Genomic DNA, 13,906 nt, shown 5'->3' on the forward strand with positions numbered 1-13,906 from the left:
GTAGCCAGTCTGAAAATCACCCGCCAGGCCCCTCTCCGCTCCCCCCCCCTGCGCCCCCCCTGCCGGTGCGGGTCGCTCTCGCGGTGGGAGGGGTGGGGTGGGTGGGTGGGGGGCTCAGGGGGTGGTGATGTCGGCGAGGGTGCGGAAGATGAGGGCGGTGGAGGTGGCGCCGGGGTCCTGGTGGCCGATGCTGCGTTCGCCGAGGTAGGAGGCGCGGCCCTTGCGGGCCTGGAGGGGGGTGGTGTCGCGGGCGCCCTGGTCGGCGGCGTCGGCGGCGGCTGCGGCGGCTTGGGGGAGGGTGGCGCCGGTGGCGGCTGCGGTGCGGAAGGCGGCGAGGGCCGGGGTCCAGGCGTCCACGATGGTCTTGTCGCCGGGTTGGGCCTTGCCGAGGGCGCGGATGGCGTCCAGGCCGGCCGACAGGGCTTCGGCGAGGGCGGCCGGGCCGGCCGGTTCGGGGAGGGCGGCGCCGATGGCGCGGAAGGCCTTGCCGTAGAGGGGGCCGGAGGCGCCGCCGACCTTGGAGATGAGGGTGGTGCCGGTCTTGGTGAGGACGGCGCCGGGGCCGGTCGGTGGGAGGCCGTCGAGGGCCGCGAGGGCGGCGGCGAATCCGCGCTGGAGGTTGCTGCCGTGGTCGCCGTCGCCGATCGCGGAGTCCAGTTCGGTGAGCCGGGCCTGCTCCTTCTCGACGGCGGCGGCGATCGCGCGGATCCAGGCCTCGGCCAGCGGGGTGTCGAAGTCCATCGCGATCCTCCTCAGGCCCGCTTGAGGGCGGGGGTGTCGGCCGGGGCGTCCCAGAGTTCCAGCAGTTGGGCGTCGGCCTTGGTGAGGGTGAGCGAGAAGCCCGCCATGTCCAGGCTGGTGACGTAGTTGCCGACCAGGCTGCGGGCCACCGTGATGCCGCGCTCGGCGAGCCTGGCGGCGACCTCGCCGTAGACCACGTACAGCTCCAGCAGTGGGGTGGCGCCCAGGCCGTTGAGCAGGGCGATCACCTCGTCGCCGGGGGTGAGGTGGTGGTCGGTGAGGACGGTGTCGACCACCTCGGCGGCCAGCTCGCGGGCCGGGCGGAGCTTCTCGCGGCGGCGGCCGGGCTCGCCGTGGATGCCGACGCCGACCTCGATCTCGTCCTCGGGCAGGTCGAAGCCGGGCTTGCCGGCGGCCGGGACGGTGGCCGCGGTGAGGGCGATCGCGAAGGAGCGGGAGGCGGCGTTGACGCGCTCGCCCAGGGCGGCGACCTCGTCCAGCGGGGCGCCGCGTTCGGCGAGGGCGCCGGCCGTCTTCTCGACCAGGACGGTCGCCCCGGTGCCGCGGCGGCCGGCCGTCCAGGTGGAGTCCTCCACGGCGACGTCGTCGTTGACCAGGACGGTGCGGACCTCCAGGCCCTCCTCGGCGGCGAGTTCGGCGGCGAGCTCGAAGTTCATCACGTCGCCGGTGTAGTTCTTCACGATGAAGACCACGCCGGCGCCGCTCTCCACGGCCTTGGCGGCGGCCAGCATCTGGTCCGGGACGGGCGAGGTGAACACCTCGCCGGGGCAGGCGGCGTCGAGCATGCCGGGGCCGACGAAGCCGCCGTGCAGCGGCTCGTGGCCGGAGCCGCCGCCGGAGATCAGCGCGACCTTGGGGCCGGCCGGGCGGGCGGCCCGGGTGATCACCCGGTTGGGGACGTCCACCGTCAGCTCCGGATGGGCGGCGGCGATTCCGGCCAGCGCGTCCTCCAGGACGCTCTCCGGGGTGTTGATCAGCTTCTTCAACGCTCTTCGCTCCCTCTACGGCGGCGGACGCTGCTGACCCGACGCTACGCCAGACGGGGGTGCTGGGCACGGGGTGCGACACGCGGGATTCCGATCACCCTCCCGGGGGACGGGTTCCGGCCGTAGGGTCGGCCGTATGAGTGAGAACGTGGGCATTGTTCTGGTCTCGCACAGCGCCCGGCTCGCGGAGGGGCTGCGCGAGCTGCTCGGCGAACTCGCCTCGGACGGCGTGCGGGTGGTCGTCGCGGGCGGCACCGAGGACGGCGGGCTCGGCACCAGTTACGACCTGATCGCCGGGGCCGTCGCGCGGGCCGACGCCGGGGCGGGCGTGGTCGTGCTGCCGGACCTCGGCAGCTCGGTGCTCACCGCCGTCACGGTGCTGGAGGACGACCCGCGCCCGGGCGTGCGGCTGGTGGACGCGCCGTTCGTGGAGGGCGCGGTGGCCGCCGCCGTCACCGCCTCGACCGGGGCGGGGCTGGCCGAGGTGGTCGCGGCGGCCGAGGACGCGCGGGGGTTCAGGAAGCTCTGAGCACGCGGCCTCCGCTCATTTGGCCTCCGCGTAGCAGTCCACCACCGCGGTGCTGAGCGGGAAGCGCACCGGGGTGTCGCCGAACACCAGCCGGCGGGCCTCGTCGCCCGCGGCGGCGACGGCGGCGGCCACCTCGTCGGCGAGGTTGGCCGGGGTGTGCACGATCACCTCGTCGTGCTGGAAGAACACCAGGTGCGGGCGGTCCGCCGGGCCGGCCGTCGGCAGTTCGCCCAGCCGGCGGCGCAGCGCGGCGAGCAGGGCCAGCGCCCAGTCGGCGGCGCTGGCCTGGATGACGAAGTTGCGGGTGAAGCGGCCGCGGGCCCGGGCGGTGCGGCCGCCGGCCTCGCCGGCGGTGTCGCCCTCGGTGAGGTCGAGGAAGTCGGCGGAGGCCGGCGGGCAGACCCGGCCGAGCCGGGAGGCGACCACGCCGCCGTCCTCGCCGGTGCGGGCGGCGGCCTCGACGTAGCCCATCGCGGCCGGGTAGCGGCGGTGCAGGGTGTTCAGCAGCGGGCCGATGTCGCCGCTGGTCTGCCCGTACATGGCGCCGAGCAGGCCGAGCTTGGCCTTGTCGCGGTCGCCCTGGAAGGCGTGGGCGGCGAGCGCCTCGTACAGGTCGCCGCCGGCGGCGGTGCGGGCCAGCCCGGCGTCCTGGGAGAGCGCGGCGAGCACCCGGGGCTCCAGCTGGGCGGCGTCGGCGACCACCAGCAGCCAGCCCGGGTCGGCGACCACGGCGCGGCGCAGGATGCGCGGGATCTGCAGGGCGCCGCCGCCGCGGCTGGCCCAGCGGCCGGAGACCACGCCGCCGACCACGTACTCGGGCCGGAACCGGCCGCCGCGGGCCCAGGCGTCCTGCCAGGCCCAGCCGTGCGCGACGTGGATCCGGGACAGCTCCTTGTAGCGGATCAGCAGCCGCGCGGCCGGGTGGTCGATGTTCTTGAGCTCCCAGGAGCGGGTGGAGCCGAGCTGGAGGCCCGCCTCGGCGAAGGCGCGCAGCACCTGGGTGTGCGAGTCGGGGTTGAACGGCTTGGCGCCGAGGGCCCGTTGGAGGTCGACGGCGAGCTCGGCGAGGACCCTGGGCTGGGTGCCGGGGACGGTCGGGCGGGGGCCGAGCAGGTCGGTCAGCAGCCGGTCGTGGACGTCGGCCCGCCAGGGCAGCCCGTCGTGGGCCATCTCGGCGGCCACCAGGGCGCCGGCCGACTCGGCGGCGACCAGCAGCCGGAACCGCTGCCGGGCACCCGGGTCGGCGATGGCGGCGATCCGGCGCTGCTGTTCGGCGTGGACGGCGACCACGGCCGCCAGCGGGTCGGCGCCGGGCGGAAGTTGCAGCCGGTCGGGGGCGAACAGGGTGTCCTGGCCGCCGTCCGCCTCGGCCAGGCCGGGCTCGGGCAGGTCCTCCGGGACGGGCAGTCCGCGCAGCCGGGACCAGGCGGCGCCGAGCGAGCGCGGTGCGCCGAACCGGCCCTCGTGTGCCAGCAGCAGTGCCTCGACCAGCCGCAGGTCGTGGCAGCGGGCGAGCCGGTCGGGCAGGTGCGGCAGCAGCGGGGCGTACCCGGAGTCGGCGGCGGCCCAGACCCAGCGCGGACGCCCGGCGGCCTCCCGGGCGGCGACGGCGGCGGCGAGGTCGCGGACGGCCTCCGGCGGGCCGAGCGGGGCACCCGCGTCGTCCAGCGGCTGGAGCCGGCCGCCGGGGCCGTGCGGGTCGGGCGCGAGGGCGGTCCTGGGGGCCACGGGTGCTGCTCCTCTCCGGCGCGCGGTCGGGCGTGCGGGACGGTACGGGTACGGGCTGCGGGCCCGTGACCGACGGGTCCGCGGGGTCGACGTTAACCGGTGGGTACGACAACGGGCGGCGGGCGGGCGACCGGAGCGGGCGGTAAAGCCCGTGGGCAGGGCGGGTGGCACGGCGTAGGGTTCGCGAAATGACCGAGAACCCGTTCTTCCAGGCCAGCCCGCTGGTCTACGAGCTCCCGCCGTTCGCCGAGATCCGCGAGGAGCACTACCTGCCCGCGTACGAGCGGGGGATGGCCGAGCAGCTGGCCGAGATCGCGGCGATCACCGCCGACGGGAGCCTGCCGACCTTCGAGAACACCGTGGTGGCCCTGGAGCGCTCCGGGGAGCTGCTGCGCCGGGTCGACGCGGTGTTCCGCCACGTGTCCTCCACGGACACCACCGACGTGCTGGACGAGGTGGAGGCGAAGGTGAGCCCGCTGCTCGCCGCCCACCACGACGCGATCCACCTGGACCTCGCGCTGTTCGCCCGGATCGAGGCGCTGTACCAGGAGCGCGCCGGGCTCGGCCTGGACCCGGAGTCGCTGCGCCTGCTGGAGCGCCGGTACACCGCCTTCGTCCGCTCCGGCGCCCGGCTGGGCGAGGCCGAGCAGGCCCGGCTGCGCGAGCTGAACGCCGAACTCGCCGCGCTCGGCACCACCTTCCAGCAGAACGTGAACGCCGACACCCGAGCCGCCGCGCTGGTGCTGGACTCGGCCGAGGAGCTGGCCGGGCTGTCCGAGGGCGCGGTCTCCGCCGCCGCGGAGAACGCCCGGGTGCTCGGCCACGACGGCAAGTACGTGCTGAGCCTGCAGAACACCTCCGTCCAGCCCGCGCTGGCCCAGCTCACCGACCGCTCGGTGCGCGAGCGGCTGCTCGCCGCCTCGCTCGGCCGGGGCATCGCGGACAACGGCCCGGTGGCGATCCGGACGGCCGCGCTGCGCGCCGAGCGGGCCGCGCTGCTGGGGTACCCGAGCCACGCCGCGTACGTGGTGGCGGACGAGACGGCCGGCACCGTCGAGGCGGTCTCCGCGCTGCTGGCCCGGCTGGTGGAGCCGGCGGTGGCCAACGCCCGCCGGGAGGCCGCGGAGCTGGCCCGGGCGGCCGCCGCGGACGGGATCGAGGAGATCGCCGCGCACGACTGGGCGTACTACTCGGAGAAGGTCCGGCAGAGCTCCTACCAGGTGGACGCGGCGGCGCTGCGCCCGTACTTCGAGCTGGAGCGGGTGCTGCGGGACGGCGTGTTCTTCGCCGCGAACCTCGCGTACGGGGTGACCTTCACCGAGCGGCCGGACCTGACGGCGCACCACCCGGACGCGCGGGTGTTCGAGGTGTTCGAGGAGGACGGCACCGCGCTCGGCCTCTTCGTCGCCGACTTCTTCGCCCGCGCCTCCAAGCGCGGCGGCGCCTGGATGGACGCGATGGTGGACCAGTCCGGGCTGACCGGGAAGCGGCCGGTGGTGCAGAACACCCTCAACATCCCGCACCCGGCGCCCGGCGAGCCGGCGCTGATGTCCTGGGACGAGGTGCGCACGCTGTTCCACGAGTTCGGGCACGCGCTGCACGGGCTGTTCTCGGACGTGCGCTACCCGCTGTTCTCCGGCACCTCGGTGCCCCGGGACTTCGTCGAGTTCCCCTCGCAGGTCAACGAGATGTGGATGGTCCGGCCGGAGGTGCTGGCCAACTACGCCCGCCACCACGAGACCGGGGAGCCGCTGCCGGCCGAGCTGGTCGAGCGGATGGCGGCGGCCGAGGGCTTCGGGCAGGGCTTCCGGACGGTGGAGTACCTGGCGGCCACCCTGCTGGACTGGGCGTGGCACACCGCGCCGCGGGGCGAGGAGATCGCGGACGCCGAGGAGTTCGAGGCGCGGGCGCTGGCCGAGGCCGGGATCGCGGTGGACGCCGTTCCGCCGCGCTACCGGACGGGCTACTTCCAGCACGTCTTCTCCAGCGGCTACAGCGCGGCGTACTACGCGTACATCTGGTCGGAGGTGCTGGACGCCGACACCGTGCAGTGGTTCGAGACCAACGGCCGCCCGGTGCGGGAGAGCGGCGAGCTGTTCCGGCGCGAGCTGCTGGCGCGCGGGTTCAGCCGGGACCCGCTGGAGTCCTTCCGCGCGGTGGTCGGCCGGGCGCCGGAGACCGGGCCGCTGCTGGTCCGCCGGGGACTGGTGTGAGCGTCGTGCCCGGTTCTGCGGCCGTCGCGCTCAGTTCGCGGTGAGCGAGACCGTCACGACCGTGCCCGGGCGGGCGTGCGGGAGCCGGACGCGTACCGTCCCCGCGCGCCCGTCCGTCGGCTGCTCGACCTCGACCCGGGCTCCGGCGGGGGAGACGGCGACCCGGGCGCCGCGCGGGAACGCGGCCGGGGGCAGCAGGAGTTCGCCGGCGCGCCCGGTGCCGTCGGCGCGCCAGCTGACGGCGGTGCCGTCGGTGCGGGCGTCCGTGCGGAGGTCCGTGCCCGCGACGGCCACCGGGTACGGGCCGAAGGCGGGCTCGTCGCCGGGGGCGGGACGGCCGGCCGGGTCGAGCGCGCAGTAGCCGCCGTTGCCCCGGCACCAGTACCACATCGTCCAGCCCTCGGCGAAGCCGTCCATCGCGGCCACCTGGCGGCGGACCAGCTCGGTGTTGCCCGGGGTGCGGGAGTTCGGCGGGCCCCACTCGCCGACCAGGACGGGCAGACCGTGGGCGGCCGGGTAGCCGGTGACCGCGGCGGTGTACCGCTCGACGAAGCCGCCGGCCGGGTCCCAGTCGGCGCCGCCCTCGACCGCGGTGTCGTAGAAGTGCGGCGCGTAGCCGATCCGGGGTGCGCCGGGGCGCGGGTCGGCGAAACCGGGCAGGTGGGTGGGCACGCCCTGGCCGACCAGCACGGTCGGCTCGACGAACAGCCAGGAGCGGGAGTCGACCCGGCGCACGGCGGCGATCAGGCGGCGGTACATGTCCGGGAGCCGGCCCTCCTCCAGCCTGGCGGAGGCGGCGGCCAGCACGGCCGGGTCGCTCGGGTCGCCGTCCACCGGGCCGAACGGCTCGTTGAACAGGTCGTAGCCCAACAGCGAGCGGTGGCCGCGCAGTTCGCGGGCGAGCCGGGTGTAGAAGTCGGCCTGCCAGGCGCGCAGGTCGGGGTCGTCGTAGAGGTGCCGGAAGGCGGCCTGGACGGCGGGCTGGAAGTAGCCGGCGAACCAGTCGTCCGGGTCCGGGGTGAACGGCAGGTCGTCGTCCCGGGTGGCCCAGACGGGGATGCCGTTGGTGCCGCCGCCGAACTTCGGCCCGTAGACGTCCTGGTGGAGGTCGACCAGGACCAGCAGGCCCAGCCGGTCGGCCCGGTCGAGGAGCCGCTGGACGCGGTGCAGTTCGGTGGGGTCGAGGTGGCCGCGCTCGGGCTCCAGCCTGGTCCAGGAGACCGGCAGCCGGACCAGGGTGAAGCCCTGGGCGGCGACGGAGTCGAGGTCGGCCGCGGTGGCCTCGGCGTACTTGTCGAGGTTGAAGCCGTGCAGGCGCAGCCGGCGGCCCTGGGCGTCGGTGAGGGCGGTGCGGCCGTCGGCGGCGGTGGCGGTGCCGGTGGGGAAGCGGTCCGGCGGGCCGCCGTGGGCCGAGGCGGGGGCGGCGGGAGCCGCCGGGGCGGCTGGGGCGACGGCGGTGAGGACGGCGGTGGCGGCGAGCAGCAGGGCGGCGGCGGTGCGGCGCAGGCGCATCGGGGACCTCGCACGGCGGGGGTGGGGGTGGGGCCCGATGATGCCCGGACTGCCGTGCGCGGCACAAGAGTTCGGGCGATGGACGGGTTCCGGCGGCGGCCCGTTCAGCCGGCGGACGGTTCCGGCGCGGGCGGCAGGACGGCGGTCGGCAGGTCCGCGGCGGCGGCCAGCCGCCCCCAGAGCAGGTCGGCCAGCGCCTGCACCATCCGGGTGCGCGAGCAGGGCCTGGCCTCCAGCCACCAGTCCCCGGCGGCCAGCACCATGCCGGTGATGCCCCGGCCCCAGGCCTCGGCGAGCAGGTCGCGGTCGGCGCCGAGGTCGACCTGGCTCTGCACGGCCCGGGTGATCTCCTCGGCGATCTGCCGGAGCGCGGGGGCGAGCGCGTTGCCGGCGCCGCTCGGGTCGCCCGGCTCGGGGTGGGTGAGCAGCCGGTAGACCTGGGGGCGGGCCTCGATCCCGGCGAGGTAGGTGTCCAGCACGTGCTCGACCCGGTCGCGGCGCTCCAGCGGCTCGGCGAGGGCGGCCCGGACGGCGGCCAGCAGCCCGCTGGTGTGGCGCTCGGTCAGGGCTCTGATCAGGCCGTTCCGGTCGCCGAAGTGGCGGTAGAGGATCGGCTTGGTGATGCCGGCCTCGGCGGCGATGGCGTTCATGCTGGCGCCCGGCCCCTCGCGCTGGATGACCCGGTCGGCGGCGTTGAGCAGCTGCTCGCGGCGGGGCTCTCGGGACATGCGCTGCTCCTCGGATCGGGTTCGACGGCGGTCTGCGTGGGCGTTGACACCGGTTACCAATCAGTAGCAGACTCCGACGATGTTACCCGAGGTAACACCCCGGTCGGCCGCACACGTCTTCGGAGGCATGCCCCATGAGCAGCACGTTCTCGCTGGACCCGGGCGCGGACCAGCTCGCCGTACGCGACTGGCTGCACGGTTTCGCCGCCGACGTGATGCGACCGGCCGCGGCCGAGTGGGACGAGCGCGAGGAGACCCCCTGGCCGGTCATCCAGGAGGCCGCCAAGCTCGGCATCTACTCGCTGGACTTCTACGCCCAGCAGTACTTCGACCCCTCCGGCGTCGGCATCCCGATCGCCATGGAGGAGCTCTTCTGGGGCGACGCGGGCATCGGGCTGTCCATCGTCGGCACCACCCTGGCCGCCGTCGCGGTGCTGGCCAACGGCACCGACGAGCAGATCGGCACCTGGACCCCGCAGATGTTCGGCACCCCGGAGGACGTCAAGGTGGCCGCCTTCTGCTCCTCCGAGCCGGACGCCGGCTCCGACGTCTCCGCGCTGCGCACCCGGGCGGTGTACGACGAGGCCCGGGACGAGTGGGTGCTGAACGGCACCAAGACCTGGGCCACCAACGGCGGGATCGCCGCCGTCCACGTGGTGGTCGCCACCGTCGACCCGGCGCTCGGCGCCAAGGGCCAGGCCTCCTTCGTCGTCCCGCCGGGCACCCCGGGGCTGAGCCAGGGCCAGAAGTTCAAGAAGCACGGCATCCGCGCCTCGCACACCGCCGAGGTGGTGCTGGACGGCGTCCGGGTACCCGGCAGCTGCCTGCTCGGCGGCAAGGAGAAGCTGGACGAGCGCCTCGCCCGGGCCCGCGAGGGCGTCAAGCGCGCGGGGGGCCGGGGCAACGCGGCGATGGCCACCTTCGAGGCCTCCCGCCCGGCCGTCGGCGCGCAGGCGATCGGCATCGCCCGGGCCGCGTACGAGGTGGCGCTGGACTACGCGCGGACCCGCGAGCAGTTCGGCCGGCCGATCATCGACAACCAGGGCGTGGCCTTCCAGCTCGCCGACATGCGGACCCGGATCGACGCGGCCCGGCTGCTGGTGTGGCGGGCCTCCTGGATGGCGGTCAACAACCAGCCGTTCACCGCGGCCGAGGGCTCGATGTCCAAGCTGTACGCGGGCGAGACGGCCAAGTACGTGACCGCGCAGGCGATGCAGATCCTCGGCGGCAACGGCTTCACCCGGGAGTACCCGGTGGAGCGGATGCACCGGGACAGCGCGATCTACTCGATCTTCGAGGGCACCAGCGAGATCCAGCGGCTGGTGATCGCCCGGGCGATCTCGGGCATGCCGATCCGCTAGCCGGCCCGCCGGCCGCTCCGGAGGCCGTCCGTCAGCGGGCGGCCCAGAAGGTGAGCCCGGCGGTGAGCGCGCCGACCACCGCGCCGACGACGGTCTGCGCGGTGGTGTGGTCCCGCAGCACCACCCGGGACCACCCGATCACCGGGACCAGCGGGGCGAGCAGCAGCCAGAGCGGGCCGAGCGCGATCGCGAGGCAGACCACCGCGCCGGTGGCCACGGCCGTGTGCACGGAGACCTTCCACCAGGTGGTGATCACCAGGATCGGGATCAGCGAGGCGAACATCGCCAGCACCAGCGCGGTCAGGTCGGCCGGGGCGTCCAGCCCGATCATCACCCCGAAGCCGAGCAGCACCGAGCCCATGATGAGCGGGAGGACGGTCAGCCGGCGCCGCCGCTGGCCGACGTGCCGGTCCGCCACGGTGCCCTTGCGCATGCCGTACCGGATGATCAGGGTGGGGACGACGGCGGCGAACACGATCGCGAACAGCGCCCAGCCGATGCCCGGCCGGCCGTAGCGGAGGCCGCCCAGCAGCGGGAGCAACGCGATGATCACGTTCTTCGGCTCCAGGCCGTCGGTGATGCGGCGGGCCCAGGTCGTCCGGGGGGTGGGGGCGGGCGCGGCCTCGGCCTCGGTCGTCATCGGGGTGGGTGCTCCGGGGAAGTGCGGGGGCGGACGGGTTCCGGCCGGATGATCGTACGGGGGCCGGTGGGGCCGCCCGTCGGCGGGCGGCCGTCCGGTCGGGGCGGTCAGAAGTGGTCGGGGCGGTCAGAAGCGGGCGGGGCGGTTCTCCAGGAAGGCGGCCAGGCCCTCGCGGACGTCGGAGCCGTCCCGGGAGCGGAGCAGCCAGGGGGCCAGGACCTCGTCGGCCCGCTCGGGCGGGGCGTCCAGGACGGCCTTGGCCGCGCCGATGGTCTGGGTCGAGCGGCGGGTCAGCAGCCGGGCGAAGTCCAGTGCGGTGGCGTCCAGTTCGGCGTCCGGCAGGACGCGTTCGGCCAGGCCGAGCGGCAGCGCGTCCCGGCCGGTCACCAACTCGCCGGAGAACAGCAGGTACTTGGCCCGGGCCGGGCCGATCAGCCGGGCCAGCCGTACGGTCGGCACCGCCGAGTAGACCACGCCGAGCTTGGCCGGGGTGATCCCGAGCCGGGCGTCCTCGGCGACGAACCGCAGGTCGCAGGCGACGGCCAGCTGGCAGCCGCCGCCGACGCAGGCGCCGTGCACCACGGCGAGGGTCGGGTGCGGGAAGGCCGCCAGCGCCTCCTCGGCGGCGACGTTGGTCGCGTGGTAGGCCTCCGCGCGGTCCGGATCGCCGTACACCTCGGAGAGTTCGGCGATGTCCGCGCCCGCGCTGAAGGTGTTGCCGGCGCCGGTGAGCAGCAGGACCCGCACGCCCGGGTGACCGGCCAGCTGCTCCAGCACCTTGGGCAGCGCCTGCCAGATCGCCAGGGTCACCGCGTTGCGCCGGTGCGGGCGGGCGAACTCCAGGACCGCGACGCCGTCCTCGCCGACGTACGCGTTGAGGCCCTCGGCCTGTGCGGGCAGGGCGGAGCGGTCCCGCGTGAGCAGCGGCTGGTCCATGCGCACCTCCGGTCGGTCGTGGTGCGCCAACTCTCTCAGGCGGGGCGGGCGCAGTAGTCGCCGAGGCCGTGTTCGACCAGGGCGAAGGCGCGGCGGGCCTCCTCCAGCGCGGCGGGCAGGGCATCGGCGGCGCGCTCGCCGGCCAGCATCCGGCGCTGGTTCTCGCCGGTGAGGGCCAGCTGGGTGCCCAGCAGTTGGGCGGCGGCGACCCTGGCGGTGAGGTCGTCGTGGGCCGGGTCCTGCGCGAGCAGTTCGGCGGTCAGCAGGGTCTGCGCCTTCTGGTCGAAGCCGGCGGAGGCGCGGCTCAGCAGCACCGGGGTCTGGTGGATCACCCGGACGACGTCGAGGACGACCCGGTCGTCGCTCAGCCCGGTGGAGGGGTCGAAGCGCTCCAGGGCGGCCAGGTAGTGCTCGCGCAGCGCGCCCACCGCCGAGGTGCCCGGGGCGCGCTCGCGCACCACCCGGGCCGGCTCGTCGAGGTGCTGCTCCATCGGGCCCAGGACCAGGTCTTCCTTGGTGGGGAAGTAGTTGAAGACGGTCATCTTGGACACCTCGGCGGCGGCCGCGATCTCGGCCACCGAGACCTGGTCGAAGCCCCGCTCCGCGAACAGTCCGACGGCGGTGCGCCAGAGCCGGATGCCGGTCTGGATCTTCTTGCGCTCGCGCAGCGGGAGCGCGTCGAGGTCGAAGCCGCGGTCGAAACCGGAGTGGGTCGCCATGAGGAGACTGTACCAGGCTCAAATGTTGACCATGCCGAAAGATTGGTCTGGATGAAAGATTGGTCGGGATGAAGAATTGACCGGGTCCAAAAAGGCTGCCATGGTGGTGCCGTTCCCGCCGGACCGCACCGGTCCGGACCGAACTCCACCGACCCTGGGGGTACTTGACGATGGCACCCGCTGCCCTGATGACACCGGCCCAGCGCAAGCTGGGCATGCTGATCTGCCTGGTCACGATCGTGCTGGCGGTGCTCGACATGAACATCGTGTCGGCGGCCGGCGTGCCGATCGTCCGCGAGCTCGACCCCGTCCACGGCGTCGACCGGCTGCCCTGGCTGGTCAGCGCCTTCGCGCTGGCCGCCACCGCGCTGCTGCCGCTGTACGGCAAGCTCTGCGACCTGTACGGCGCCAAGCGCGTGCTGCTCGGGGCCGTCGGCACCTTCCTGCTCGGCTCGGGGCTCTGCGGGGCGGCCCAGTCGATGGACCAGCTGATCGCCTTCCGGGCCGTCCAGGGCATCGGCGGCGGCGGGCTGATGAGCGTCACCATGGTGGTGATGGCCCACCTCAAGGGCCCGGAGGAGGAGGGCGGCGGCAAGGGCGGGGCGGTCGGCGGCATCGTCGCCGGCCTCGGCATGGCGATCGGCCCGCTGATCGGGGCGCTGTTCACCGACCACCTCAGCTGGCGCTGGATCTTCTACGTCAACCTGCCGCTCGGCCTGCTGGTCGTCGCCGGTGCCGCGCTGGTGCTCAAGCTGCCGGCCTCGGCCGGCCGGCGCGGCCTGGACTTCCTCGGCGCGGCGCTCGCCGCCGCCTTCGCCACCACGCTGCTGCTGGTCACCGAGTGGGGCGGCAAGGAGTACGCCTGGACCTCCCCGCAGCTCCTCGGGCTCGCCGCCGTCGCCCTGCTGTCGCTCGTCCTCTTCCTCTGGCGCCAGGCCACCGCCGCCGAGCCGGTGCTGCCGCTGTCGCTGTTCCGGATCCGCGCGGTGCGGCTGGGCTTCGCGATCCAGGGCCTGGTCGGGGTCGCCATGACCGGCTCGATCATGTACGTGATGATGTACCTGCAGATCGCCCGCGGCGTCGCGCCGACCTCGGCGAGCCTCTACCTGATCCCGATGGCGGCCGGGATGACGGCGGTCGGGCTGCTGGTCGGCAAGCTGACCGGCCGCGGCCACGCGCCGCAGACCTTCCTGGCGGCCGGCGCCGGCGTCGCGGCGCTCGCCCTGCTGCTGCTCGGCCTCAGCGGGCCGGCCACCGCGCTCTGGCTGGTGCTGGCCGAACTCGCCCTGCTGGGCTGCGGCCTCGGCCAGCTGATCGGCCAGCTGGTGATGCTGGTGCAGGACGCCGCGCCGGCCCACCAGCTCGGCGTCGCGACCACCGGGGTGCGCTTCTTCCAGACCCTCGGCAGCGCGCTCGGCGCGGCGGTGTTCGGCACCGTGCTGGCCCGGGTCTACGGGGCGGGCGAGCCCGGGCGGACGCTCGGCGCGGTCCGTACGCTCTCCGGCGCGGCCCGCGAGCACGCGCTGGGCAGCTTCACGGACGCGGTGGACGTGGTGTTCCTGTCGGCCGGCGGGGTGCTGGGGCTGGCGCTGCTGCTCGCGCTGCGGCTGCGCGCGGCGGGGTCGGCGGGGGAGCGCGCCGAGGAGGAGCGGCCGGTGCTCGCGGCCTGAGCCGCGGCGAGGGGCCGGGCGCGAACGGCCTGAGCTCGCACGGCCAATCCCGGGACGCACCCTGTCCATCCCTGCCCACGGTTGTCATGCTTCTGACCAAGTCCCGTCCGATCCTCCGCCGC

The 13,906-nt window shown here is 75.0% G+C and carries 12 protein-coding genes; 4 read left to right on the forward strand and 8 right to left on the reverse strand.

All coding sequences use genetic code 11. The features are described 5' to 3' along the window. Nucleotides 1-114: 114 nt before the first annotated feature. Nucleotides 115-741, reverse strand: a complete 627-nt coding sequence (dhaL, locus tag ABZW03_RS24950; RefSeq protein WP_355262328.1) for a dihydroxyacetone kinase subunit DhaL — start codon at nt 739-741, stop codon at nt 115-117. An 11-nt stretch (nt 742-752) separates the two neighbouring features. Next, a complete protein-coding gene (gene dhaK, locus ABZW03_RS24955) occupies nt 753-1,748 on the reverse strand; it encodes a dihydroxyacetone kinase subunit DhaK (protein WP_355262331.1) in 996 nt (331 codons plus the stop codon). A 136-nt stretch (nt 1,749-1,884) separates the two neighbouring features. Here dhaK and dhaM point away from each other — a divergent pair, with 136 nt between their 5' ends. Then, nucleotides 1,885-2,277 (forward strand): dihydroxyacetone kinase phosphoryl donor subunit DhaM, encoded by a 393-nt coding sequence (gene dhaM, locus ABZW03_RS24960; protein ID WP_355262334.1) that lies wholly within the window; start codon nt 1,885-1,887, stop codon nt 2,275-2,277. A 15-nt stretch (nt 2,278-2,292) separates the two neighbouring features. On the opposite strand, the gene ABZW03_RS24965 is transcribed toward dhaM, so the two are convergent. Beyond that, entirely contained in the window at nt 2,293-4,005 is a 1,713-nt protein-coding gene (locus ABZW03_RS24965; RefSeq protein ID WP_355262337.1) for a bifunctional 3'-5' exonuclease/DNA polymerase, read from the reverse strand. Between the two features lie 188 nt (nt 4,006-4,193). On the opposite strand from ABZW03_RS24965, the gene ABZW03_RS24970 reads away from it, so the two are divergent. Beyond that, nucleotides 4,194-6,218, forward strand: coding sequence for a M3 family metallopeptidase (locus tag ABZW03_RS24970; RefSeq protein ID WP_355262340.1), 2,025 nt, complete (start codon nt 4,194-4,196; stop codon nt 6,216-6,218). Between the two features lie 30 nt (nt 6,219-6,248). Here ABZW03_RS24970 and ABZW03_RS24975 read toward each other — a convergent pair whose 3' ends face one another. Together ABZW03_RS24975 and ABZW03_RS24980 are read right to left on the reverse strand one after the other, a co-directional pair. After that, complete coding sequence (locus ABZW03_RS24975) at nt 6,249-7,730, reverse strand: cellulase family glycosylhydrolase (protein WP_355262343.1); 1,482 nt, start codon at nt 7,728-7,730, stop codon at nt 6,249-6,251. A gap of 104 nt (nt 7,731-7,834) precedes the next feature. Then, nucleotides 7,835-8,458, reverse strand: coding sequence for a TetR family transcriptional regulator (locus ABZW03_RS24980; protein WP_355262346.1), 624 nt, complete (start codon nt 8,456-8,458; stop codon nt 7,835-7,837). Nucleotides 8,459-8,592: 134 nt separating this feature from the next. Here ABZW03_RS24980 and ABZW03_RS24985 point away from each other — a divergent pair, with 134 nt between their 5' ends. Beyond that, on the forward strand, nt 8,593-9,819 hold the full coding sequence (locus tag ABZW03_RS24985; protein ID WP_355262349.1) for an acyl-CoA dehydrogenase family protein: 1,227 nt from the start codon (nt 8,593-8,595) through the stop codon (nt 9,817-9,819). 31 nt (nt 9,820-9,850) lie between these two features. Here the strand turns inward: ABZW03_RS24985 and ABZW03_RS24990 are convergent, their stop codons facing one another. The 3 genes from ABZW03_RS24990 to ABZW03_RS25000 all read right to left on the reverse strand — a co-directional run bounded on the left by ABZW03_RS24990 (nt 9,851) and on the right by ABZW03_RS25000 (nt 12,114). Beyond that, nucleotides 9,851-10,459: a phosphatase PAP2 family protein gene (locus tag ABZW03_RS24990; protein ID WP_355262352.1), complete on the reverse strand. Its 609-nt coding sequence runs from the start codon at nt 10,457-10,459 to the stop codon at nt 9,851-9,853. A 126-nt stretch (nt 10,460-10,585) separates the two neighbouring features. Continuing rightward, on the reverse strand, nt 10,586-11,395 hold the full coding sequence (locus tag ABZW03_RS24995; RefSeq protein ID WP_355262355.1) for an enoyl-CoA hydratase/isomerase family protein: 810 nt from the start codon (nt 11,393-11,395) through the stop codon (nt 10,586-10,588). 35 nt (nt 11,396-11,430) lie between these two features. Further along, entirely contained in the window at nt 11,431-12,114 is a 684-nt protein-coding gene (locus ABZW03_RS25000; protein ID WP_355262358.1) for a TetR family transcriptional regulator, read from the reverse strand. A 170-nt stretch (nt 12,115-12,284) separates the two neighbouring features. On the opposite strand from ABZW03_RS25000, the gene ABZW03_RS25005 reads away from it, so the two are divergent. Then, nucleotides 12,285-13,784 carry an MFS transporter gene (locus ABZW03_RS25005; protein ID WP_355262361.1) on the forward strand — a complete coding sequence of 500 codons (1,500 nt, stop codon included), beginning with the start codon at nt 12,285-12,287 and terminating at the stop codon, nt 13,782-13,784. Nucleotides 13,785-13,906: the final 122 nt, after the last annotated feature.

Origin of the sequence: Kitasatospora sp. NPDC004799, from assembly GCF_040609095.1 — a bacterium.
In the GTDB taxonomy this organism is placed as follows: domain Bacteria; phylum Actinomycetota; class Actinomycetes; order Streptomycetales; family Streptomycetaceae; genus Kitasatospora.